The sequence below is a fragment of the Ectothiorhodospira lacustris genome, from assembly GCF_022227845.1.
Taxonomy (GTDB): Bacteria; Pseudomonadota; Gammaproteobacteria; order Ectothiorhodospirales; family Ectothiorhodospiraceae; genus Ectothiorhodospira; species Ectothiorhodospira lacustris.
Genome location: NZ_JAJNQN010000022.1, coordinates 22,000 through 44,346 on the forward strand (window position 1 = coordinate 22,000; position 22,347 = coordinate 44,346).

General features: G+C 64.2%; 16 protein-coding genes. 8 read left to right on the top strand and 8 right to left on the bottom strand.

Going from position 1 to position 22,347, the window contains the following annotated elements; all coding sequences use genetic code 11:
• Positions 1 to 51 precede the first annotated feature (51 nt).
• The 5 genes from LQ956_RS13935 to acnD form a co-directional block, all read right to left on the bottom strand.
• The gene (locus LQ956_RS13935) at positions 52 to 2,079 is read right to left on the bottom strand and encodes a TonB-dependent hemoglobin/transferrin/lactoferrin family receptor (protein WP_238630239.1); all 2,028 of its coding nucleotides are present in this window, start codon (positions 2,077 to 2,079) and stop codon (positions 52 to 54) included.
• A gap of 175 nt (positions 2,080 to 2,254) precedes the next feature.
• The gene (locus LQ956_RS13940; RefSeq protein WP_238630240.1) at positions 2,255 to 2,920 is read right to left on the bottom strand and encodes an NAD(P)H-binding protein; all 666 of its coding nucleotides are present in this window, start codon (positions 2,918 to 2,920) and stop codon (positions 2,255 to 2,257) included.
• Positions 2,917 to 3,468: a heme utilization cystosolic carrier protein HutX gene (gene hutX / locus LQ956_RS13945; protein WP_238630241.1), complete on the bottom strand. Its 552-nt coding sequence runs from the start codon at positions 3,466 to 3,468 to the stop codon at positions 2,917 to 2,919. The genes LQ956_RS13940 and hutX overlap by 4 nt, the downstream gene beginning before the upstream one ends.
• A 156-nt stretch (positions 3,469 to 3,624) precedes the next feature.
• Positions 3,625 to 4,806: a 2-methylaconitate cis-trans isomerase PrpF gene (gene prpF, locus LQ956_RS13950; RefSeq protein WP_238630242.1), complete on the bottom strand. Its 1,182-nt coding sequence runs from the start codon at positions 4,804 to 4,806 to the stop codon at positions 3,625 to 3,627.
• A gap of 125 nt (positions 4,807 to 4,931) precedes the next feature.
• Complete coding sequence (acnD, locus tag LQ956_RS13955; RefSeq protein WP_238630258.1) at positions 4,932 to 7,529, bottom strand: Fe/S-dependent 2-methylisocitrate dehydratase AcnD; 2,598 nt, start codon at positions 7,527 to 7,529, stop codon at positions 4,932 to 4,934.
• Positions 7,530 to 7,701: 172 nt separating this feature from the next.
• Here acnD and LQ956_RS13960 point away from each other — a divergent pair, with 172 nt between their 5' ends.
• Entirely contained in the window at positions 7,702 to 9,000 is a 1,299-nt protein-coding gene (locus tag LQ956_RS13960) for a sensor domain-containing diguanylate cyclase (protein WP_238622567.1), read from the top strand.
• Positions 9,001 to 9,073: 73 nt separating this feature from the next.
• On the opposite strand, the gene LQ956_RS13965 is transcribed toward LQ956_RS13960, so the two are convergent.
• Entirely contained in the window at positions 9,074 to 9,508 is a 435-nt protein-coding gene (locus LQ956_RS13965; RefSeq protein WP_238630243.1) for a DsrE family protein, read from the bottom strand.
• A 77-nt stretch (positions 9,509 to 9,585) separates the two neighbouring features.
• On the opposite strand from LQ956_RS13965, the gene LQ956_RS13970 reads away from it, so the two are divergent.
• The 7 genes from LQ956_RS13970 to LQ956_RS14000 all read left to right on the top strand — a co-directional run bounded on the left by LQ956_RS13970 (position 9,586) and on the right by LQ956_RS14000 (position 15,949).
• Complete coding sequence (locus LQ956_RS13970) at positions 9,586 to 9,786, top strand: hypothetical protein (protein ID WP_238630244.1); 201 nt, start codon at positions 9,586 to 9,588, stop codon at positions 9,784 to 9,786.
• Between the two features lie 171 nt (positions 9,787 to 9,957).
• Complete coding sequence (locus LQ956_RS13975; protein WP_238630245.1) at positions 9,958 to 12,810, top strand: monovalent cation/H+ antiporter subunit A; 2,853 nt, start codon at positions 9,958 to 9,960, stop codon at positions 12,808 to 12,810.
• Positions 12,811 to 12,828: 18 nt separating this feature from the next.
• Positions 12,829 to 13,182: a Na+/H+ antiporter subunit C gene (locus LQ956_RS13980; RefSeq protein WP_008932159.1), complete on the top strand. Its 354-nt coding sequence runs from the start codon at positions 12,829 to 12,831 to the stop codon at positions 13,180 to 13,182.
• Positions 13,179 to 14,687, top strand: coding sequence for a monovalent cation/H+ antiporter subunit D (locus tag LQ956_RS13985; protein ID WP_238622563.1), 1,509 nt, complete (start codon positions 13,179 to 13,181; stop codon positions 14,685 to 14,687). Before LQ956_RS13980 ends, LQ956_RS13985 begins: the two co-directional genes overlap by 4 nt.
• Positions 14,688 to 14,740: 53 nt before the next feature.
• On the top strand, positions 14,741 to 15,259 hold the full coding sequence (locus tag LQ956_RS13990) for a Na+/H+ antiporter subunit E (RefSeq protein WP_238630246.1): 519 nt from the start codon (positions 14,741 to 14,743) through the stop codon (positions 15,257 to 15,259).
• On the top strand, positions 15,256 to 15,525 hold the full coding sequence (locus LQ956_RS13995) for a K+/H+ antiporter subunit F (RefSeq protein WP_238622561.1): 270 nt from the start codon (positions 15,256 to 15,258) through the stop codon (positions 15,523 to 15,525). Before LQ956_RS13990 ends, LQ956_RS13995 begins: the two co-directional genes overlap by 4 nt.
• 16 nt (positions 15,526 to 15,541) lie before the next feature.
• Entirely contained in the window at positions 15,542 to 15,949 is a 408-nt protein-coding gene (locus LQ956_RS14000) for a Na+/H+ antiporter subunit G (RefSeq protein WP_238630247.1), read from the top strand.
• A 208-nt stretch (positions 15,950 to 16,157) separates the two neighbouring features.
• On the opposite strand, the gene LQ956_RS14005 is transcribed toward LQ956_RS14000, so the two are convergent.
• Together LQ956_RS14005 and gltB are read right to left on the bottom strand one after the other, a co-directional pair.
• A complete protein-coding gene (locus tag LQ956_RS14005) occupies positions 16,158 to 17,645 on the bottom strand; it encodes a glutamate synthase subunit beta (RefSeq protein ID WP_238630248.1) in 1,488 nt (495 codons plus the stop codon).
• Positions 17,646 to 17,656: 11 nt separating this feature from the next.
• Positions 17,657 to 22,195, bottom strand: coding sequence for a glutamate synthase large subunit (gltB, locus tag LQ956_RS14010; RefSeq protein ID WP_238630249.1), 4,539 nt, complete (start codon positions 22,193 to 22,195; stop codon positions 17,657 to 17,659).
• Positions 22,196 to 22,347 lie beyond the last annotated feature (152 nt).

The window sequence follows — 22,347 nt, forward strand, 5'->3', positions numbered from 1 at the left end:
ACCTCGGTCGCTGCGGGTGTTCAGCGGGTTCATGGCAGGGTCTCCTTGATGTCAGAAGCGATAGCTGGCCTGGATCTTCATGTTGCGCCCCGGGTCGTTCATGGATGACAGGTGGGGGCGGTAGGTCTTGTCGGTGAGATTGTCGATGCCGAAATCCACCCGCATCCGGTCCCGGTCCGCGCCAGGTCGCAGGGTCAGAAAGACATCGGTGAGGGTGTAGCTGTCGGCGGTGTCCGCGTCGTCCGGTACCCGGTCCTGGGACCAGGCATGGGTCACGCGGCCACCCAGGGTGAGCCGACCCTGCATGACATGCACGCCCCCTTCCAGCGCCAGGTTATCGGCGGGAATGCCGGACAGGGGGCCGCCTTCGGTGCGGTTGTCTCCCCGCTGCCGGGCGGCGCTCAGGGTGATGAAGTGATCCGGATGGGTGTAATGAATCTCCAGTTCCTGCCCCCGCAGGCGGGCATCGCTGACGTTCTCGAAGTAGGTGCGGCCACCGGGGATGGGAGGACCGAAGGCCGGCATCTCCAACTCCACGATCTGGTCGATGAAGTCCTCCACGTCGTTCTGGTACACCGACAGTCTTGCCCGCAACCGGTCCTCGGGATGGAACAGGCCCCGTGCATGGTGGGTCAGGCCCAGTTCCTTGTTGCGGGCCTTTTCCGGCCGCAGGTCCGGGTTGGGCTCGAACCGGTTGTTGCCGAAGTGGATGCCGCCCACGTACAGGTTGGTGAGGGAGGGGGCGCGGAAGGCCTCGGAATAGCCGGCGAACAGTTCCCAGTCGGGGGCCAGGGTATAGGTGGCGCTGATCTGTCCGGACCATTCGGATTCGGTCAGACGGTCGTGGTCGTCGGCATCCTTCCTGAAGTGGTCGTAACGCAGGCCGGGCGCGATCTCCAGGCGATCCGTGACGAGTAGCCGATCCACCAGGAAGATTCCGGTGACTGTCTGGCGGGCATCGGGATGCATGGGACGGCTCTCGCCATCCCGCTCCCCTTTTTGGCGATCCCGATAATGTTCCAGACCCACGACCACCAGATGATCCACCGGGCCGGTCTCAAACCGCAGGGTGTTGGTCAGATCCAACCCCAGGGTATTGAGTTGGGTGACATCGTTGCGGTTGGTGTCGGTGCGGGTTTCGTCCAGTTCCACCTGATTGCCGTAGAGGGTGGCATCCAGGTCCAGCCAGTGGCTGTCATCGGGATGCAGTTGGTAGCGCAGGGTCTGGGTTCGATTGTCCGTGCGCCGGTCGACGATGATGGCGGTGCTGCCGGTGCCGGTACTGTTGGCATTGGAGGGGATTTCGTGATCATCCCGAAAGGCCTGCAGACTGAGGGTCAGACGGTGCCCGGGTGCCGGGGTCAGGGTGCCCTTGAGCAGGCCGGAGGTGATCTCATCTCCGGTGTAATAGATGGATTTGCCATCGCCGTCTTTTTGGTCGGATTGCTCCCGCTTGAGCACGTTGGCCAGCAGTGACAGGCGTTCTCCTCGTCCTGCGGCGGTGGCCGAGAACAGGGATTGATCCCCCTGGCTTTGGTAGCCGGCGCTCACCCGGCCGCCGGCATCGGCGTCCGGATCCAGGAAATCATCGGCATCCTGGGTGCGGAAATTCACCACCCCGCCCAGGGCGCCCGAACCATACAGGGTGGAGGCCGGTCCCCTGAGCACTTCCACCTGTTCCAGCAGCAGGGGGTCCAGAAAGATTCTGCCCTTGTGGCCGGCGCCGAAATTCTGGCGCGCATTGTCCACCCGGATCACTACCCGTTCTCCACTCAGACCGCGGATCACCGGTTCCATGGCGATGGACCGGGCGCCGCCGCCGATGCCGACGCCGGGCAGCATGCGCATGATGTCCGCCAGGTCGGCGGCCTGGTCCCGGTCCATGGACTCACGGTCACGCACGGCCACGGGAGCATTGACCTGCTCCACCGGTGCCGGCATGCGGGTGGATTCGATCACCAGGGAGGGGAGGGGCACTGCCGCATGAAGAGGATCCCCGGCCGGATCCCCCCCGTGGGCCGTACCGGAAAGGGCGGCGGCGATGGCCGCGGTGAGCATGCACAGGCGCTGACGCGTCATGAAACCTCCAGGACCCGACGAAGTGGGCGCACTCCGTCCCAAGCTTGAAAAGGCGGCCTGGCTGGCTTGCCGACAGGGTCGGTGGCGGGCTGAGCTGCAAGTGGACTCAGGTGTTTCCGCGATGGGAAACGGGAACAATCAAATGATATTGATTATTATTTGCAAGTCAAGGGTGTCATCCCGTTCCGGTTGCCGGGATCGGATCGATCCGGGCGCGATCCCTGTCCACGGCCGCATAAGCCCTGCCGAGGGCGCCGGGATCGGACATCACCTGTCGGATCAGCAGCGCCACGTCTGCTCGCTGAATGAAGCCGTGAATGGCGGGGTTTTCCGACAGCATGCCCCGACCCGTGGCCGGTTCATTGCCCAGACCGCCGGGACGAATGAGGGTAAAGGGCACGCCTGAAGCCTTGAGATGGGTTTCCGCCCGGGTCTTGGCATCCACCACGTCCCCGAAGGCGGCGATGGCCCGTGCCGAGCGGAACGGCATCATCTCGCCGCAGCCGATGGCGGTCACCAGAATGCAGTGCCGAACCCCTCGGGCAGCGGCGGCATCGACAATGATCCGGTTGCCGTCGTCGTCCACGAAACGGCCGTCTTCGGTTCGGCCCGATACCGTGGAAACCACGATGCCCTGATCATCCAGCGCATCGAAGGCCCGTTTCACATCACCGGGTTCGAGGACGTCACCGGGCATGATGTCGGCACCTATCTCCAGCAGGGGCAGGGCGTCCGTGCGCGGGCGAACCATGGCTAGTACCGGGATGTCATCCCGCCGGAGCAGCCGGGCCAGCGCCAGACCGACCCCGCGGCCGGCACCGAAGATGAGGACGGGGGTCATGCGCAGGCCTCCTGGTCGGCCTGATCCAGATTCAGCAGGGCCTTTTGCAGGCGCTCGAACAGATCCAACTGGTCCCGGCGCAACTGCCGCTGTTCATCACGTCCGAGGAAGACCTTGAACATGCACTCGCCCGTCTCGTTGAAAAACTGGATCGAGGCGGTCTCCATGCCCATGAAGGGACGCCTGACGAGGACGATATGGGCGCAACGCTCCGGGCGCAGATGACCGGACAGGCCGGTGCCGCCGTGCAGGTTGAAAAAACCATGGCCGGTCTTGCCGCGGGGGATCGGACCCTTGAATTCCAGGATCACGTCCTGGTTATGGATCACAGTGACCAGATCGCCCCAGTCGGAGAGGGCATGCATGACGTTGATGAAGTGTCTGCCGCGTACCTCGGTCCACAGGGATCGGGGCAGGCAGTGGATGATGTCCCGCATGGAACAGCGGGCCTGCCGGGCCATGTCTTCAAGAATCCCGTCCGCCGATTGGGCCAGCTGTGTGCGTATCTGCTCCAGGTCGGTGACGGTCTCGTGGATGGCTGATGCCATGGGAGTGGTCCTCCAGTGTCGGGATGAAAGGTCTCAAGTGCCGACATGAAAACACAAACGATAATTATTCGCAATAATGGAGCGGGTTCGACAAAAAGCCCCGGACGAGGCCGGGGCTTTTTGCATCATCGGGGAGCCGGTCCAGCCGCCGGGAGATCAGGCACTGTCCGCGGGAATCCTGACCCAGCCTTCCATCAGTACCCGGGCGCTACGACTCATGATGGCCTTGGTCACCGTCCATTCGCCGTTCTCGCAACGGGCTTGTGCACCCACCCGCAGGGTGCCGGAGGGATGGCCGAAACGCACCGCGGTGCGCTCGGCACCGCCGGCCGCCAGGTTCACCAGGGTGCCGGGAATGGCCGCGGCGGTACCGATGGCCACGGCGGCCGTGCCCATCATGGCATGATGCAGTTTGCCCATGGACAGGGCTCGCACCAGCAGGTCCACATCTTCGGCCTGGACGGGCTTGCCGCTGGAGGACAGATAATCCTTCGGCCCGGCCACGAAGGCCACCTTCGGGGTGTGCTGGCGCTTGGCGGCTTCTTTCAGGTCACTGATCAGGCCCATGCGCAGGGCGCCGTGGGCACGCAGGGTCTCGAACATCTCAAGGGCCTTGGGGTCTCCGTTGATGGCCTCCTGCAGTTCGGTGCCGGTGTAGCCGATGTCTGCGGCGTTGACGAAGATGGTGGGGATGCCGGCATTGATCATGGTGGCCTTAAGGGTGCCCAGGCCCGGGACTTCCAGGTCGTCCACCAGATTGCCGGTGGGGAACATGGAGCCGCCAGTATCATCGGCCGGGTCCAGGAACTCGATCTGCACCTCGGCGGCGGGGAAGGTGACCCCATCCAGCTCGAAGTCGCCGGTTTCCTGCACTGCGCCGTCGGTGATGGGCACATGGGCGATGATGGTCTTGCCGATGTTGACCTGCCAGATGCGCACAGTGGCGATGCCGTTGTCGGGGATGCGGTCGGGGTCCACCAGGCCGGTGCTGATGCCGAAGGCCCCGACGGCGGCGGTGAGGTTGCCGCAGTTGCCGCTCCAGTCCACGAAGGCCCTGTCGATGGAGACCTGACCGAACAGGTAGTCTACGTCGTGATCCGGGCGGGTGCTTCTGGACAGGATCACGGTCTTGCTGGTGCTGGAGGTGGCGCCGCCCATGCCGTCGATCTGTTTGCCGTAGGGATCGGGGCTGCCGATCACCCGCAGCAGCAGGGCGTCCCGGGCCGGCCCGGGGACCTGGGCGGCTTCGGGCAGGTCCGTCAGGTTGAAGAACACGCCCTTGCTGGTGCCGCCGCGCATGTAGGTGGCGGGGATCCTGATCTGGGGTTTGTGGCTCACGAAGATGTCTCCTGGAAATCCTGGCAACAACATCAGGGCTTTGGATGGGTGAGCACCCTTCTCCCCTTGGGGGAGAAGGGCTTATTATGGTCCTACAACCGCCGGAAAGCGGGGCCTGCAGCGGCTCAGGCGGCGTTTTCCGCTTCCAGGAAGTCCTGGGCAAAGCGCTGCAGGACACCGCCAGCCTCGTAGATGGAGACCTCTTCCGCCGTATCCAGCCGACAGGTCACCGGCACTTCCACCCGCTCGCCGTTGCGGCGATGGATCACCAGGGTGAGGGTGTTGCGTGGCTTGCGCTCACCGATCACGTCATAGGTCTCGGTGCCGTCGATCCCCAGGCTCTTGCGGTGGGTGCCCGACTGGAACTCCAGGGGCAGCACCCCCATGCCGATCAGGTTGGTGCGATGGATGCGCTCAAAGCCCTCGGCGACGATGGCCTCGACCCCCGCCAGTCGCACGCCCTTGGCCGCCCAGTCACGGGAAGACCCCTGACCGTAGTCGGCACCGGCAATGATGATCAGGGGCTGCTTGCGGGCCATGTAGGTCTCAATGGCCTCCCACATGCGGGCGACCTGGCCTTCCGGCTCGATGCGGGCCAGGGAGCCCTGCTTCACCTTGCCGTCCTCATCCCGCACCATTTCATTGAGCAGCTTGGGATTGGCAAAGGTGGCCCGCTGGGCGGTCAGGTGATCCCCGCGATGGGTGGCGTAGGAATTGAAATCTTCCTCCGGTAGGCCCATCTTGGCCAGGTATTCGCCGGCGGCACTGCGGGCCATGATGGCGTTGGACGGCGACAGGTGGTCGGTGGTGATGTTGTCACCCAGCACCGCCAGCGGGCGCATGCCCTTGAGGGCACGTTCACCGGCCAGGGCACCTTCCCAGTACGGGGGGCGGCGGATGTAGGTGCTCATGGGGCGCCAGTCGTAGAGGGGACTGACGCGCTCGGTGCCCTGGTCCCGGGCCTCGAACATGGGGATGTAGACTTTCCGGAACTGCTCGGGCTTGACGCTGGCACGCACGATGGCATCGATCTCCTCGTCGCTGGGCCAGATGTCCTTGAGGGTGACGGGGTTGCCGTCGGCATCGTGACCCAGCACATCCTTCTCGATGTCGAAGCGGATGGTGCCGGCGATGGCATAGGCCACCACCAGGGGCGGCGAGGCCAGGAAGGCCTGTTTGGCATAAGGATGGATGCGGCCGTCGAAGTTGCGGTTGCCGGAGAGTACGGCGGTGGCGTAGAGGTCGCGGTCGATGATCTCCTGCTGGATCTTCGGGTCCAGTGCGCCGGACATGCCGTTGCAGGTGGTGCAGGCGAACGCCACCACGCCAAAGCCCAACTGCTCCAGTTCCGGCAGCAGGCCGGCTTCACTCAGATACATCTTCACCGTCTTGGAGCCGGGGGCCAGGGAAGACTTGACCCAGGGCTTGCGGGTCAGGCCCAGGCGATTGGCATTACGGGCGATCAGGCCCGCCGCCACCATGTTGCGGGGGTTGGAGGTGTTGGTGCAGCTGGTGATGGCGGCGATGATCACCGCCCCGTCAGGCATCTTGCCCGGCTCCTCTGTCCAGGCCCCGGCAATGCCTCGCTCGGCCAGCTCCCGAGTGGGTAGCTGGGCATGGGGGTTGGAGGGACCGGCCAAGGTCCGTTCCACGGCGGACAGGTCGAAACGCAGCACCCGCTCATACTCGGCGCCCTTGAGACTGTCGCCCCACAGGCCAGCCGCCTTAGCGTAGGTCTCCACCAGGGCCACCTGGGCATCGTCACGGCCGGTGAGCTTGAGGTAATCAATGGTCTGGCCATCGATATAGAACATGGCCGCGGTGGCGCCGTATTCCGGTGTCATGTTGGCGATGGTGGCCCGGTCACCCACGGTGAGGGCATCGGCGCCCTCGCCGAAGAATTCCAGATAGGCACCCACCACCCGCTCCCGCCGCAGGAAGGCGGTCAGGGCCAGCACCATGTCGGTGCCGGTGATGCCCGGCTTCAGTCTGCCGGTGAGCTCGACGCCGATGATGTCGGGTAGGCGCATCATGGAGGCCCGACCCAGCATCACGCTTTCGGCCTCCAGGCCGCCCACGCCCACGGAGATCACGCCCAGGGCGTCCACCATGGGGGTGTGGCTGTCGGTGCCCACGCAGGTATCCGGGAAGGCCACGCCGTCGCGAACCTGAATCACCGGTGACATCTTCTCCAGGTTGATCTGGTGCATGATGCCGTTCCCGGGCGGGATCACGTCCACATTGCGAAAGGCTTGTCTGGTCCAGTCGATGAAGTGGAAGCGGTCTTCGTTGCGGCGGTCTTCGATGGCGCGGTTCTTCTCGAAGGCATCGGCCTCGAAGCCGCCGTGTTCCACCGCCAGGGAGTGGTCCACGATCAGCTGGGTGGGCACCACCGGGTTAACCTTGGCCGGATCGCCGCCCTTGTCTGCGATGGCGTCCCGCAGGCCGGCCAGATCCACCAGGGCGGTCTGGCCCAGGATGTCGTGGCAGACCACGCGGGCGGGGAACCAGGGGAAGTCCAGTTCGCGCTTGCCCTCAATGATCTGCTTGAGGGCGTCGGTCAGCCGTTCGGGCTCGCAGCGGCGCACCAGGTTCTCCGCCAGGATGCGGGCGGTGTAGGAGAGCTTGTCGTAGGCGCCGGGCTGGATGGCCTCGACGGCGGCGCGGGTGTCGAAATAATCCAGCGCTGTTCCCGGCAGGTTTTTGCGGTATTCAGTGTTCATCATTGGCAACTCGCTTGAAATCCTTGAGGCTGAATCGGAGAAGACAAGGCCCTCAACCGTGAGAAGGGTGATTATACAGCGATCGCGCAAGGCCTGACGGTAGCGTTTGGCTGATGCTGGTTGACGGTTGGCCGGCCGTGGTGGGGTATGATAACCGGATGGAAATCCACGCATGGAAGTCCGCGTGCAGTTCGATCCGGAGTGCCGAATGGCCCTGACCCTGTCCGACCAGATACTCAAGACCGCTGTCGAGCAGTCATTCAACGCCGTGGTCATCACCACCGCCCAGATGGAAATGCCTGGACCGCAGATCCTCTACGTAAACCGGGCCTTTTGTGACATGACGGGTTACACGGCGCAGGAACTTATCGGCAAGACACCGCGCATCCTGCAGGGGCCGCGCACCGATGCCGACACCATCGAACGGTTGCGCCGGTGCGTGAAGGCCGGGGAGTTCTTCATCGGCAACACGGTCAATTACCGCAAGGACGGCAGCTGCTATTACGTGGAGTGGAATATCTCGCCCATCCGGGACGGCAAGGGGCTGATCACCCATTTCGTTTCCGTGCAGCGAGACCTGTCGGAAAAGGTTCGCGCCGAATACGAGCGCAACCTGATGGCTAACGCCCTGGAAGCCAATTCGGACCAGGTGGTGATGACGGACCGGGCAGGTCATATCGTGTACGTGAATCGCGCCTTCGAGAAGCAGACCGGCTATCGCCGCCAGGACGTGCTTGGCAAGAACCCCAGGATCCTGAAATCCGGTCACCACGACGGTACGTTCTACAAGGAACTCTGGGACACCCTCCAATCCGGTCAGCCCTTTCGCGCCACCTTCGTCAACAAGGCCAGGGACGGTAGCCTGTTCCATCTGGAGCAGACGATCACCCCGGTACGGGACGAGCTTGGTGAAATCACCCACTACATGAGCACGGGTAAGGACATCAGCGAACGGGTGCGCATGGAGCAGGTCTTGCGCCGGATGGCCACCATCGATCTGCTCACCGGCCTGCCCAACCGCAGTTTCGGCGAGCAGCTGCTGGAGCGGGAGTGGCACCGGGCCGGGCGTTACGCCGAGGGATTCAGTCTCATCATGGCCGATATCGACCACTTCAAGGCCATCAACGACCAGCATGGGCATGAGGTAGGGGATCAGGTGCTGTCGTGGATGGGGCAGTTGCTGCAAGATCTGGTCAGACGCTCGGATACGGCCATTCGCTGGGGCGGCGAGGAATTCCTGATCCTGATACCCAAGACAGATCTGCGGGATGCGGTGGAGCTGGCTGAGCGGGTCAGGGCAGGCATTGGCCGCCATGCTCACCCGGTTGTGGGGCATGTCACCCTGAGTCTCGGTGTGTCCTCTCGCAGAGAGGACGATACCCGCAAGACCCTGCTCAGAAGGGCGGATGATGCCCTGTATGGCGCCAAGGAGGCGGGGCGTGACTGCGTCGGGGCTGCCCCCGACGATTGAGGTTGTGTCACTTCGCCAACGGAGAGGCCCACCCGGAAACGGGTGGGCTGTCAGGGACTGCCCGAAGGCGGGATCAGAAGTTCAGGAACCGGGTGCCCTTGATCATGAACTCACCCATCTGCGGGGGGGTGGCCACTTCGACGCCGTCAATGAGATCATCCCGAGTGAAGTCGCTGTTGGGCAGGAACAGGGCGCAGACGCTGACCTTGGCGCCGGCCTGCATCACGCCGCGCATGATCTGCTGCGCGGTGGCATCGGGGCCTTTCATCACCGGGCCGTCATAGGCCTTGGTCCCCATCACGCCGCCCTGGTCGCACAGCAGAACCTGTACCGTGGCGCCCCGTTCCACCAGCTGGCGGGTCAGGATCATGGCCATGGCCTGGGTCTGGGGTTCACCACTGTTGACGGTCACCAGGACGCGGTTGTCTTCGGTGGCAGCCACCTGGGCCAGGGGCGCCAGGGCCAGCAGCATCACCAGGGCGATCAATCCAGTCTTCAGGTGCTTCATGGTAAGCGGTACTCCTTGTTGGAAATGGCTCCTAAAGTATATCACTCATTGCTAATATTGCGAGGGCCAAAAGAGGCATGCTCAAATTTCTGACCCTGCTGATCCTGATCCTGTTTGCCTGGTGGCGCCTGAAACGCTGGTTGCAGCATCGACGGCTACAGGCCCGGGGGCTGCCGGTGCCGGAGCAGAAGGGGGTGCGTCCCATCACCATCCTGAGTCTGGTGTTGCTGGGGGTGTATGGGGGATTCCTGTTATGGCATCTCTTTGGACAGGTTTGAAAAAACCCGAATTTCCGGGGTGGTGTCGTGCGTCCCGATTGGGTAAAGTTACCGCCCGGGCCGGGGCGGTTGTCCCTTCCAACCTAATACATTCTCAGGCAATCCAGCGCCGGAACACTGTGGTGTTCGTGGCTGTGGCTTGCCGTGCACGTCCCTCGATCGGGTGACCCAATGAACCTTGCGTTGATCGTCATATTGCCTTTCCTCGGCGCGCTGCTGCCTGCGCTGATGATCCGCGCCGGACGCAATGCCTGCGCCATTGCCACCGGCTCGGTCACCCTGCTGGCCTTCGGCCTGCTCATGTCCCATGCCCCGGCGGTGTTTCGCGGCGAGATCGTGCAGGTGGGCTGGCAGTGGCTCCCCCAACTGGGACTGAACGTCAATTTCTTCCTCGATGGCCTGGGCTTCCTGTTTGCGAGCCTGATCCTGGGCATCGGTCTGTTGATCATCATCTATGCTCGGTTCTACCTGTCCGAAAAGGACCCCATGGGCAACTTCTATACCTACCTGCTGCTGTTCCAGGGCGCCATGGTGGGTATCGTGCTGTCGGACAACATCCTGCTGCTGCTGATCTTCTGGGAGCTGACCAGCCTGTCGTCCTTCCTGCTCATCGGCTACTGGAAGCATTTGCCGGAAGGGCGCCAGGGCGCCCGCATGGCCCTGGCGGTGACCGGGGGCGGTGGCCTGGCCATGATCGCCGGCATGCTGATCCTGGGCAACATCGTCGGTTCCTATGACCTGACGGTGATTCTGCAGCATGCTGAACTGATCCAGGCATCGCCCCTGTATCTGCCGGCCCTGATCCTGATCCTGATCGGCTGCTTCACCAAGAGCGCCCAGTTTCCGTTCCATTTCTGGCTGCCCCATGCCATGGCTGCGCCCACGCCGGTGTCCGCTTACCTGCACTCGGCCACCATGGTCAAGGCGGGGATCTTCCTGCTGGCCCGCCTGTGGCCGGTGCTGGCGGGCACCGATGCCTGGTTCTATCTGGTGACCACCACCGGACTCTTCACCATGGTGCTGGCCGCGGGCATCGCCCTGTTCAAGGATGACCTCAAGGGCCTGCTGGCCTATTCCACCGTGAGCCACCTGGGTCTGGTGACGATGCTCTTCGGCCTGGCCACGCCCATGGCGGCTGTGGCCGGAGTGTTCCATATCCTCAATCACGCCACTTTCAAGGCAGCCCTGTTCATGAACGCCGGCATCGTCGATCACGAGACCGGTACCCGTGACATCAAACGCCTGGGCGGGTTGATGACCCTGATGCCCATCACCGCCACCCTGGCCATGGTGGCCGCCGCCTCCATGGCCGGGGTGCCGCTGCTCAACGGCTTCCTGTCCAAGGAAATGATGCTGGAAGAGGCGGTGCATGCCACCTGGGCCGGGCAGGGCTGGGTCATCCCCCTGGCCGCCACCCTGGGCGCCCTGTTCTCAGTGGCCTATTCCTTCCGCTATATCGCCCATGTCTTCCTGGGGCCGAAGCGGGACGACTATCCTCATACCCCTCACGATCCGCCGGCAGGGTTCTGGCTGCCGCCGGCCTTCCTGGTGACCCTGGTGATCCTCATCGGTCTGTTTCCCGAGACCCTGGTCGGTCCCTTGGTGCGCGTCACGGCGACGGCGGTCACCGGTGCGCCCCTGCCGGACTTTTACCTGTCCATCTGGCATGGCCTGACCCCGGCTTTGTTCATGTCCATGGCGGCGCTGGCGGGCGGCCTGTTCCTGATCTGGCGCTATACCCTGGTGCGTGCCCGCTGGCAGGCCGGACCTCACCCCGATGCCAAAGGTATGTTCGATGCCGGTATTGCCGTCCTCGTGCGCGCCGCCCAGTGGTGCACCCTGAGCCTCCATAACGGCTCCCTGCAGCGCTATCTGGCCTTCATGGTCGGCGGCTTCGTGGTGCTGGGCTTTGCCGCCTTCATGAACGCCTCCCACGGCGCCGGCAGCCGCGAACTGCTGCCGGCCACGCCGGTGGCGGTGGTCGCTTGGTTGCTGTTGCTGGGGGTCTGCGCCGTGGCCCTGCTGCTGCACCGCCAGCGTCTGCTGGCCCTGGTGGCGGTGAGCGTGGCGGGACTGATCGTCTCGGTGGGTTTTTTGTACTTCTCCGCGCCGGACCTGGCCCTGACCCAGATCTCGGTGGAAGTGGTGACCACCATCCTGATCCTGCTGGCCCTGTACTTCCTGCCCAAAGAGACGCCCGCCGAGAGCGATGGTGCCCGCAAGGTGCGCGACGGTGTGATCGCCACCCTGGCCGGTCTGGGGGTGGGTGCCCTGTGCTGGGCGGTGATCACCCGCGATTTCTCCAGCATTTCCACCTTCTTCCTGGATGAGTCCGTGCCCGGTGGCGGCGGTACCAACGTGGTGAACGTGATCCTGGTGGACTTCCGCGGTTTTGACACCTTCGGCGAGATCATCGTGCTGGGCATCGCGGCCCTGGCCATCTACGCCCTGCTGGAAGGGGCGCTCCATGGCCGCGCCGGTGCCAGGTTGGCGGCCTGGGTGCCGGATCAACCCCAGTCGGCCGATCGCCATCCCATGATGATGGTGGTGGCCACCCGGGTCATGCTGCCGCTGGCCCTGATGGTGGGCCTGTACATCATGCTGCGGGGTCACAATATGCCGGGCGGCGGTTTCATCGGCGGCTTGGTGGTCTCCATCGCCCTGATCATGCAGTACATGGCCAGTGGCTTTCAGTGGACCGCCCGACAGGTGCGGGTGGACTACGACGCCATGATCGGCGCCGGGGTGCTCCTGGCCGGGGCCACCGGCATCGTCGCCATGCTGTGGGATTACCCCTTCCTCACCTCGGCCCATACCTATGTCCACCTGCCCCTGATCGGGGAAGTGGAAGTGGCCAGTGCGCTGCCCTTTGATATCGGTGTCTTCCTCACCGTGGTCGGGGGTGTGATGCTGGCGTTGGCGAACCTGTCCCGCCTGGGCAGTCTGTCCAGCCACCGGCCCGATAATGAAGGCCCCATGGACGTCGACCCCTCCGCCCAGGTGTCCTCGGTGCGGTCCCGCTGATCAAGAGAGAACGAGCGTATGGAATTTATCGTTGCCAGTTCGGTGGGCGTGCTGACCGCCGCCGGGGTCTACCTGCTACTGCGGGCCCGGACTTACCCGGTGATTCTGGGCCTGACCCTGCTCACCTATGCCGTGAACTTCTTCCTCTTTGCCATGGGTCGGTTGTCCGTCAACCTGCCCCCGGTGATCAGTGACGAGGCCCTGGGCTATGCGGACCCCTTGCCCCAGGCCTTGGTGCTGACCGCCATCGTCATCTCCTTCGGCATGACGGCGGTGGTGGTGGCCATGGCCTTGCGGGCCTATCTGGAGAGCGACAGCGATCACGTGGACCTGAGCCGGTCCGAGGGTAGCGAGAAGGCGGATCATTCATGAATCACTGGATCATTCTTCCCATCCTGGTGCCGGCGGTGGTGGCACCCATGATCGTGCTGGCGGTGCGTCACGACATCGTCCTCGCCCGTATCTTCTCGGTGGCCTCGGCGGTGATCATGCTGCTGCTGGGCGGCATCCTCATGGGCATGGCCGCCGACGGACAGACCCAGATGTACGCCCTGGGCAACTGGCCCATGCCCTTCGGCATCGTCCTGGTGTTGGACCAGTTGTCGGCGCTGATGCTGGTACTCACGGCGGTACTGGGACTGGTGGTGTTGCTCTATGCCATCGACGGCTGGGATCGGCACGGGCGGCATTTTCATGCCTTGTTCCAGCTTCAGCTCATGGGCATCAACGGCGCCTTCCTCACCGGCGACCTGTTCAACCTGTTCGTGTTTTTCGAGATCCTGCTGATTGCCTCCTACGGCCTGATGGTCCATGGCGGCGGTCCGGCCCGGATGCGGGCCGGGGTGCAGTACGTGATCGTCAACCTGGTGGGCTCGTCGGTCTTCCTGGTGGCCATTGGTCTGATCTACGGCGTCACCGGCACCTTGAACATGGCGGATCTGGCGGTACGGGTGCCGGAAGTAGGGGCCTCCGAGCAGGCCCTGCTGCAGACCGGCGCACTGCTGCTGCTGCTGGTGTTCGGCGTCAAGGCCGCCCTGGTGCCGGTCCACTTCTGGTTGCCGGGCACCTACGCCCTGGCGCCGGCGCCGGTGGCGGCCCTGTTCGCCATCATGACCAAGGTGGGGGCTTATTCCATCATCCGCATGTACACCCTGGTCTTTGGTGACGGGGCAGGGGAGATGGCGGGTATTGCCGCCGACTGGCTGTTGCCGGCGGCCCTGGTCACCCTGGTGGTGGGCATGGTGGGCGTACTGGCCTCCCGCAGCCTGGGGCAGATGGTGAGCTTCGGTGTGATCGGTTCCATGGGTACCCTGCTCGCGGCGGTGGCCCTGTTCACCCCCGCGGCCCTGTCGGCGGGTCTTTACTACCTGCTGCATTCCACCCTGGCGGCGGCGGCCCTATTCCTCATCGTGGGGTTGGTGGTGGACCGGCGCCCCGGTCTGGGGGACGATCTGGTGGTGGCGCCCACCTTCGCCCAGGCGGGATTGATCGCGGGCGGGTTCTTCCTCGCGGCCATCGCCATGGTGGGCATGCCGCCCCTGGCAGGCTTTCTGGGCAAGCTGCTGATCCTGGACGCGGCCCGTGATACCGATGCCGTGGTCTGGATCTGGTCCCTGATCCTGGCGACCTCCCTGCTGGCCATCATCGGTTTCGGCCGAGGCGGGAGCACCCTGTTCTGGAAGAGTTCCGCAGTGGCAGGACGCCTGGAGACCGACGGGGTCCCGGAATCGGGCGCGCTATCCTTCGTGGCCGTGGGTCTGCTGCTGGCGGCGCTGGTGTTCCTGACGGTCTTTGCCGGACCGGTGACGGGCTATCTGGACGCGACGGCGGCGCAGTTGTTCGAGACGCGGTCCTATATCGGCGCCGTACTGGACTAGTGCCGCCGGCCCCATCACATCCTTACCGTATCCTCTAGACAGGTATCCGTCCCATGGCAGACAAACGGCACAAACGGACATTCTGGGAGCGGTGGTTGCCCCACCCCCTGATGACCCTGACCCTGGTGCTCCTGTGGATGTTGCTGCTCAACAGCTTCACCCTGGGTGGTCTGGTCGTGGGTCTCATCCTGGGCGTGGTCATCCCCATCATCACCAGCAGCTTCTGGCCGGAACGCCCCCCCATCCGGGCCTACGGCAAGGCCCTGTCCTTCATGCTCCTGGTGGCCTGGGATGTGGTCGTGGCCAACGCCATCGTGGCCCGCCTGATCCTGTTCCGCCCCCCGGAAAGCCTCAAGACCCGCTGGGTGACCGTGCCCCTGGACCTGAAGTCCCCGGAGGCCATCACGGTCCTGGCCGGCACCATCTCCATGACCCCGGGCACCGTCAGCAGCGACCTGTCGGCCGACGGCCGCAGCCTGCTGGTGCATTGCCTGGATGCTCCGGATGCAGAAGAGGCCGTGATGCAGATGAAGACCCGCTACGAAGCCCGGCTCAAGGAGATCTTCCCATGATCGGTTATGCACTGACCTTCGGCTTCTTTGCCGTCTGCCTGGCCCTGATGCTCAATCTCTGGCGCCTGGTAAAGGGACCGAGCCTGATGGACCGGGTGCTGGCGGTGGACACCATGATGATCAACGCCATCGCCCTGATCATCCTCCACGGCATCCAGCAGCAGACCACCCTCTATTTCGAGGCCGCCCTGCTGCTGGCCATGTTCGGTTTCATTTCCACCGTCGCCTACTGCCGCTTCATCCTGCGCGGCGACGTGATCGAGTGATCGGGAGGACATGACGATGGAATTCCTGCTTGAACTGGTGATCTCCCTGCTGATCGTGATCGGGGGCTGTTTCGTGATCGTGGGGTCTGTGGGGTTGGTGAAGTTGCCGGATCTGATGAGCCGTCTGCACGCCCCCACCAAGGCCACCACCCTGGGAGTGGGCGGGGCGCTGGTGGCCTCCATGCTGTATTTCTGGGGGATCGAGGGCAAGGTGTCCATCCATGAGGTGCTGATCACGGGTTTTCTGTTCCTCACCGCCCCGGTGACGGCCCACTTCGTGGCCAAGGCCTACCTGCACCGCCACCCGGAAAAGAAAACGGAACTGCCGCCTACAGGCCGTCCCTACGGCTGGAGCACCTACGACGCGCCACCGGATTCGACAGCTGGGCAGGCCGGGGATGTGGAGGCCGAAAAGAAGGATTGAGTCGACACCATTCATGCCGTCGACCTCATGAAGTCCCCATGCCGTCACTCCCGCGAAGGCGGGAGTCCAGGACTTTCAGACGTTGACTGGATTCCCGCCTTCGCGGGAACGACTGATGCCTGATTCTCGGGAATGACTTGTTCAGCACAGCCTTATCGACGTGCCGGCCTGGGCTGTGGCCACAGGAATAGTGCGATGAAACCCTATCCTACAGCCCTCGGGGCGGCAGGGGCGGATACGCGGTCTGCAGGCTCGCGGGCAGGCGCGATTCCCCCATCAGCCACAGATCGATTTGACGGGCTACATCGCGTCCTTCGCCGATCGCCCAGACCACCAGGGACTGGCCCCGCCCGGCGTCGCCGGCCACAAAGACACCGGGCACCGGGGTCATCTTGCGCGCGTCGGCCTCCAGGGTGTGGCGCGGAGTCAGAGTCAGGCGCGCATCGTTGAGGCATGAGGCTTCCGGGCCCTCGAAGCCGATGGCGATCAGGACCCGCTCGGTCGGCATGACAATGCCGGCCTCAAGCACAAGTTTTTCCGTGCGCCGACCCTGATCATCGCGCCCCCAGTCCACCCGCTCCAACTCCAGGGCGTCGACCTTGCCGTCCTGATCCTGATCGAGAAAGGCCACCACATTAAGGCTGAAGGCCTCTTCGCCGCCTTCCTGCAAGGCGTAGTTCTGTCGATGGATCTGCGGTGACCCGGGCCAGGGGTTGTCGGGCTGCCGCACGTCGGGAAGACGCGCATTGATGCTGATCTGCACCACCGACTGCGCCCCCTGACGGTGGGCGGTGGCCACGCAATCGGCACCGGTGTCCCCACCTCCCAGGACGATCACCCGCTGCCCCTGGGCGTTCATGCGGGCATGCAGGGGTTCACCGGCCTGGTGGCGGTTTTCGGCGCACAGGTATTCCATCCCGAACAAGACGCCGGCCAGATCACGACCCGGTACCGGCACATCGCGGGGGCGTCGAGCCCCGATGGCCAGGCAGACGGCATCGAACTGCCCCTTGAGTTCATCGATGGAGAGATCCTCGCCCACGGTCACGCCCGAGCGAAACTTGATACCTTCGTCATGGAGTTGCTGCACCCGGCGCGCCACCTGTTCTTTAGGGAACTTGAAGTCGGGGATGCCATAGCGCATCAGGCCGCCGATAGCGTCATCCCGTTCGAACACCGTGACCCGATGTCCGGCGCGATTGAGTTGCTGGGCCGCCGCCAGGCCGGCCGGACCGCTGCCCACCACCGCCACCTGCTTGCCGGTACGCTGTGACGGCGGTTGGGGACGTATCCAGCCCGCCTCCCAGCCCCGGTCGACGATGGCCCGTTCGATATCCTTGATGGTTACGGCGTCATCGTTGATGGCCAGGGTGCAGGCTGTCTCGCAGGGCGCCGGACAGGTGTAACCAGTGAACTCGGGGAAATTATTGGTGGCATGCAGTCGTGCCAGTGCCTCCCGCCAGGCGCCCCGGGACACCAGATCGTTCCAGTCCGGAATGATATTGCCGATAGGGCAACCCGCCATGCAGGTAGGGATGCCGCAGTCCATGCATCGCTCTCCCTGGGTACGCAATTGCCCCGGGTCCCACTGAAAACGAGAGATCTGGCGAAAATCCGCCACCCGCAAGGCAGGTTCGCGATAGCCGATGGGTCGCCGGAGATGACGCAGGAATCCATCTGGATGGTTCTCGAACATGGCGTGATACCTCAGGCAATGGGCGCCGGTGTCTGCGTCCGGATGTCCTGTCCTTGAGACAGATGGTCCGCCACCACATCGGCATAGGCCTCGGGCACTACCTTGACGAACATGCCCAAGATCTTTGGCCACTGAGCAAGGACCTGCGCGGCCTTCTCGCTACCGGTGCAGGCCACATGATTCTCCAGCAGGCGCTGCAGCAGCGCCTGATCCCGTAGGTCGGTCACGGGGTCCACGCGAAGCCCTTCGGCATGGATGAGATCCTTCACGTGTCCCTCCTCATCCAGAAGATAGGCCTCCCCGCCGCTCATGCCGGCGGCAAAGTTGCGGCCGATGGGGCCGAGGATGACCGCCACACCTCCGGTCATGTATTCGCAACCATGGTCACCCACCCCCTCGACCACGCTCAGCACCCCGGAGTTGCGCACGCAGAAGCGCTCCGCGCCGCGGCCGTTGAAATAGGCCTCCCCGGCCGTGGCCCCGAACAGAGCCACATTGCCGATGAGGGTGTTATCGGCGGCCACGTAGGGGGCATCCCTGGGTGTCCTGACGCTGATGATGCCGCCGGACAGCCCCTTGCCCACGTAGTCGTTGGCATCTCCCTCCAGGTGCAGTGCGATCCCCCGGCACACAAAGGCGCCAAAGCTTTGCCCCGCCGTGCCCGTGCAGTGCACCTGAATCGTTCCCGGCGGTAGCCCATCGCGCCCATAGCGGCGAGTGACCTCGTAGCTGAGCAGTGTGCCGAAGGTGCGGTCACGGTTGCGCAGATGGATGGATACGCTCACGGGCTCCCCCGAGGTGAGCGCGGCATCGGCCTGGGCAATGACCTGATGATCGATCTTGCGGTCCAGGCCATGATCCTGCTCCCGGACCTTGCGGGGGCTGCCCTGGGAGCACACCCGTCGCAGCAAGACCGAGACATCGGGCTTGATCTGCCTGGGGTGGTCCACATGGCGCGCCTGCAGGCAATCCACCCGGCCGATCAGGGCATCCAGGGTCCGAAAGCCCAGGGCTGCCATGATGTCCCGCATCTCTTCGGCCACGAATCGCAGATAATTGACGATATGCTCCGGGCGTCCCTGGAATCGTGCGCGCAGTTGGGGGTCCTGGGTGGCCACCCCCACCGAGCAGGTATTGCAGTGGCATTTGCGCAGCATGACGCAGCCAAGGGTGACCAATGGCGCGGTGCCAAAACCATATTCCTCCGCCCCCAGCAGGGCGGCGATCATCACGTCGCGTCCGGTCAGGAACCCGCCATCGGCCCGCACGGTGATCCGCGAGCGCAGCCCGTTGGCCATCAGCACCCGTTGGGTGTCCGCCAGCCCCAGTTCCCAAGGTGTGCCGGCGTGCTTGATGGAGGTCTTCAGCGCGGCGCCGGTACCGCCGGAATCCCCGCTGATCAGCACCGCATCGGCCCGAGCCTTGGCCACCCCGGCGGCAATGGTACCCACATTGGCCTTGGCCACCAGCTTGACATGGATCTGGGCCGCCGGATTGGCACATTTGAGATCATGGATCAGCTGCTGGAGATCTTCGATGGAATAGATGTCATGGTGCGGCGGCGGTGAGATCAGGCCCACCCCCGGGACCGTGAGCCGCACCCGGGCAATGGCCTCGTCCACCTTGCCGCCCGGTAGTTCGCCTCCCTCACCGGGCTTTGCCCCTTGTGCCATCTTGATCTCGATCTGCCGGGCCTGGGCCAGATAGTGGGCGCTCACGCCGAAACGGCCACTGGCCACCTGCTTCATGGAACACTCGCGTTCGGTGTTGAAGCGCTCGGGCTGTTCACCCCCTTCGCCTGTGCCCGATTTCCCGCCGATCCGGTTCATGGCAATGGCCAGTGCCTCATGGGCCTCCTGGCTCAGTGCCCCGAATGACATGGAACCGGTGGAAAAACGTCGCATGATGGATTCGGCCGGTTCCACCGTCTCCAGGGGGATCGCATCGGCCTCATCCCGGCAGAATTCCAGCAGGCCGCGCAGGTTCATGAGTCCCCCGGGCTGCTCATTGGCCTGGCGGGCGAAATCCCGGTACGCCGCTACATCGTTGTTGCGCGCGGCCTGCTGCAGTTTGCCGATGCTGTAGGGGTTCCAGTGATGCCGTTCGCCGTCCCGACGCCAGTAGAGATGCCCGCCAGGCTCCAGTGCCGGCTCTCCGGCGATGGGCGGGCCGAACGCGCGCCCATGGGCCGACAGGACGTCCTGCTCGATGTCTGCCAGGCCCACACCGGGCAGATGGGCCGTGGTGCCGGTGAAGCAGGTATCAATCAATTCATGATCCAGACCCAGGGACTCAAAGATCTGTGCCCCCTTGTAAGCCTGCAGGGTCGAGATGCCCATTTTCGACATCACCTTGAGCAGTCCCCCCTCCAGGGCCTGGCGGTATCGCGCCAGTGCGGCGTCAGCCTCAGCCTCGATCATGCCCTCGGCAATCAGGGCGCGAATGCTCTGATAGGCGAGCCAGGGGTGGATGGCATCGGCGCCGTAGCCGATCAGGACACACACGTCATGTACCGCGCAAGGCTGGCCTGCCTCCAGCACGATGGCCGTCTGCATGCGCAGGCCGGTCCGGATCAGGTGATGATGCAAAGATGACACGGCCAACAGGGCCGGGATCGCCACGCGCTCCGGCCCGAGGTCGGTATCGCTCAGCAGCAGGATCCCGGCGCCTTTCTTGATGGTCTGTTCCGCCGTCTGGTGCAGGCGCCGGATGGCGGTCCGCAGGGGCAGGCCCCGGGGGTAGGTGATGTCGATGGATCTCGGACGCAGATCCTCACGCAGGATCTGCCGCATGGCGTGGGCCTGGGCACTGTTCAGGATCGGGGACGACAGGTAGAGCTGACGGCAATGATCCGGTCCTTCCTCAAGCAGGTTGGCCCGCGGGCCGATATAGGCGCCCAGCGAGGTCACCAAGGCCTCGCGGATATAATCCAGCGGCGGATTGGAGACCTGGGCGAACTGCTGCAGAAAGTAATGGCTGAGGGGACGGGCGCTTGACGACAACATCGCCGGGGGCGTGTCGTTGCCCATGGCCCCGATGGGGTCCCGCCCCGATTCCGCCATGGGCTTGAGGAACACTCTCAGGCCTTCCAGGGTGTAGCCGAAGGCCCGCTGATACCGGCTCAAGGGGTGGGGCGGCGGTGCCCCGGGTGTGGAAGCCGGCGCGGGGGGCAGGTCCGCGGTCAGGGTCAGACAATGCTCTTGCAACCATTGTCCGTAGGGGCGCCCGGCCAGTTCCGAGAAGATCTGCGTTTCGGGAACGATGCCCCCGCGTTCCGGATCCACCACGAACAGCGCCCCGGGATTGAGCCGCCCCTTGCTCAGGATCCGGCTTGGCGGGATATCCAGCACCCCGGTTTCGCTGGCCATGATCAGGCGTCCGTCCCGGGTGAGGCTGTAACGGCAGGGCCGCAGGCCGTTGCGGTCCAGGACCGCTGCGATGCATTGGCCGTCGGTGGCCACCACCAGGGCCGGGCCGTCCCAGGGCTCCATCAGGGCGCTGTGGTATTCATAAAAGGCCCGGCGCTCTGCCGGCATTGCGGGATTCTTTTCCCAGGCCTCGGGAATCAGCATGCGTAGGGCATGGGGCAGGCTGCGTCCGGTCAGTGCCAGCAATTCCACCACATTGTCCAGTTGAGCGCTGTCGCTGAGGCCTTCTCCGGTCAGGGGTTTGACCTTGTCCATGTCCTTGCCCAGGTGAGGCGACGCCAACGTCGCTTCCCGGGCCTGCAACCAGTTCTGGTTGCCGCGCAGGGTATTGATCTCACCGTTATGGACCAGATAGCGATAGGGATGGGCCAAGTCCCAGGCCCCCAGTGTATTGGTGGAAAAGCGTGCATGCACCAACACCAGTGAAGACGTGACCCGAGGATCCGAAAGATCCGGGAAGTAGCTTCGGAACTGTCCGCAGGTGAGCAGGCCCTTGTAAACCACGGTGGTTCGCGACAGGGAGCAGATGTAAAAGGTCTCGTGCCCCGCGCCCACCAGATTTCGATGAAGCACTTCGTTTTCGATGGTGCGGCGCAGGACATACAGACGCACATCGAGGACTTTCGGCCCCACCGGCTGACTCGACCGGATGAAGAACTGCCAGGTGAGCGGTTCACTGTCCAGCGCGGTCCGGCCCAGCCCCTGGTTGTGGGTGGGCACCTGCCGCCAGCCGATCAGATCGAATCCCTCGGCCTGGCAGCGCCGGGCGATCAGTGCCCGGATGGCCGTCCGGCGATCCTCATCCCGGGGCATGAAGGCCTGTGCCACCCCATAGTCATCGTATCCACCCAGTTCCGGCACCAGGGCCGACAAAAAGGCATGGGGTTTCTGCAGCAGCATGCCGGCCCCGTCGCCGGTATTTTCCTCCGCGCCACGGGCCCCCCGGTGATCCAGGTTTTCCAGGCATTCGAAGCCATCTTCGATGAGCCCGTGGCTCCGGTGCCCATCCAGATGGGCCAACACACCCACCCCACAGGCTGAATGCTGGTGAGCCCGCAGCCAGTGGGGGCTATCGGGTGGGTGGGTTACTGCGTCGTCAGGCGGATTCGGGAAGGTAGTCATGGGAATGCTCCTGCCTGAGTATAGTGGAGCCCACTTTGACAAGGCGGAGAGGTCCCTTTCAATAGGAGGGTGATTTACATCCGGTACTTGATGGCACCGAATCAGCCCATTCCGTTATAGGTTTCGTGCCCGGGTGTCCGGGCAAAGGCCAC

Excerpts from the sequence above, each read along its gene's own strand:
- LQ956_RS13985 (WP_238622563.1), top strand. The coding sequence starts at position 13,179 with ATGAATCACTGGATCATTCTTCCCATCCTGGTGCCGGCGGTGGTGGCA.
- LQ956_RS13990 (WP_238630246.1), top strand. The coding sequence starts at position 14,741 with ATGGCAGACAAACGGCACAAACGGACATTCTGGGAGCGGTGGTTGCCC.
- gltB (WP_238630249.1), bottom strand. The coding sequence starts at position 22,195 with ATGACTACCTTCCCGAATCCGCCTGACGACGCAGTAACCCACCCACCC.
- acnD (WP_238630258.1), bottom strand. The coding sequence starts at position 7,529 with ATGAACACTGAATACCGCAAAAACCTGCCGGGAACAGCGCTGGATTAT.
- LQ956_RS14005 (WP_238630248.1), bottom strand. The coding sequence starts at position 17,645 with ATGTTCGAGAACCATCCAGATGGATTCCTGCGTCATCTCCGGCGACCC.
- LQ956_RS13970 (WP_238630244.1), top strand. The coding sequence starts at position 9,586 with ATGCTCAAATTTCTGACCCTGCTGATCCTGATCCTGTTTGCCTGGTGG.
- LQ956_RS14000 (WP_238630247.1), top strand. The coding sequence starts at position 15,542 with ATGGAATTCCTGCTTGAACTGGTGATCTCCCTGCTGATCGTGATCGGG.
- LQ956_RS13980 (WP_008932159.1), top strand. The coding sequence starts at position 12,829 with ATGGAATTTATCGTTGCCAGTTCGGTGGGCGTGCTGACCGCCGCCGGG.
- LQ956_RS13960 (WP_238622567.1), top strand. The coding sequence starts at position 7,702 with ATGGAAGTCCGCGTGCAGTTCGATCCGGAGTGCCGAATGGCCCTGACC.
- LQ956_RS13940 (WP_238630240.1), bottom strand. The coding sequence starts at position 2,920 with ATGACCCCCGTCCTCATCTTCGGTGCCGGCCGCGGGGTCGGTCTGGCG.
- hutX (WP_238630241.1), bottom strand. The coding sequence starts at position 3,468 with ATGGCATCAGCCATCCACGAGACCGTCACCGACCTGGAGCAGATACGC.
- LQ956_RS13965 (WP_238630243.1), bottom strand. The coding sequence starts at position 9,508 with ATGAAGCACCTGAAGACTGGATTGATCGCCCTGGTGATGCTGCTGGCC.
- LQ956_RS13935 (WP_238630239.1), bottom strand. The coding sequence starts at position 2,079 with ATGACGCGTCAGCGCCTGTGCATGCTCACCGCGGCCATCGCCGCCGCC.
- LQ956_RS13975 (WP_238630245.1), top strand. The coding sequence starts at position 9,958 with ATGAACCTTGCGTTGATCGTCATATTGCCTTTCCTCGGCGCGCTGCTG.
- LQ956_RS13995 (WP_238622561.1), top strand. The coding sequence starts at position 15,256 with ATGATCGGTTATGCACTGACCTTCGGCTTCTTTGCCGTCTGCCTGGCC.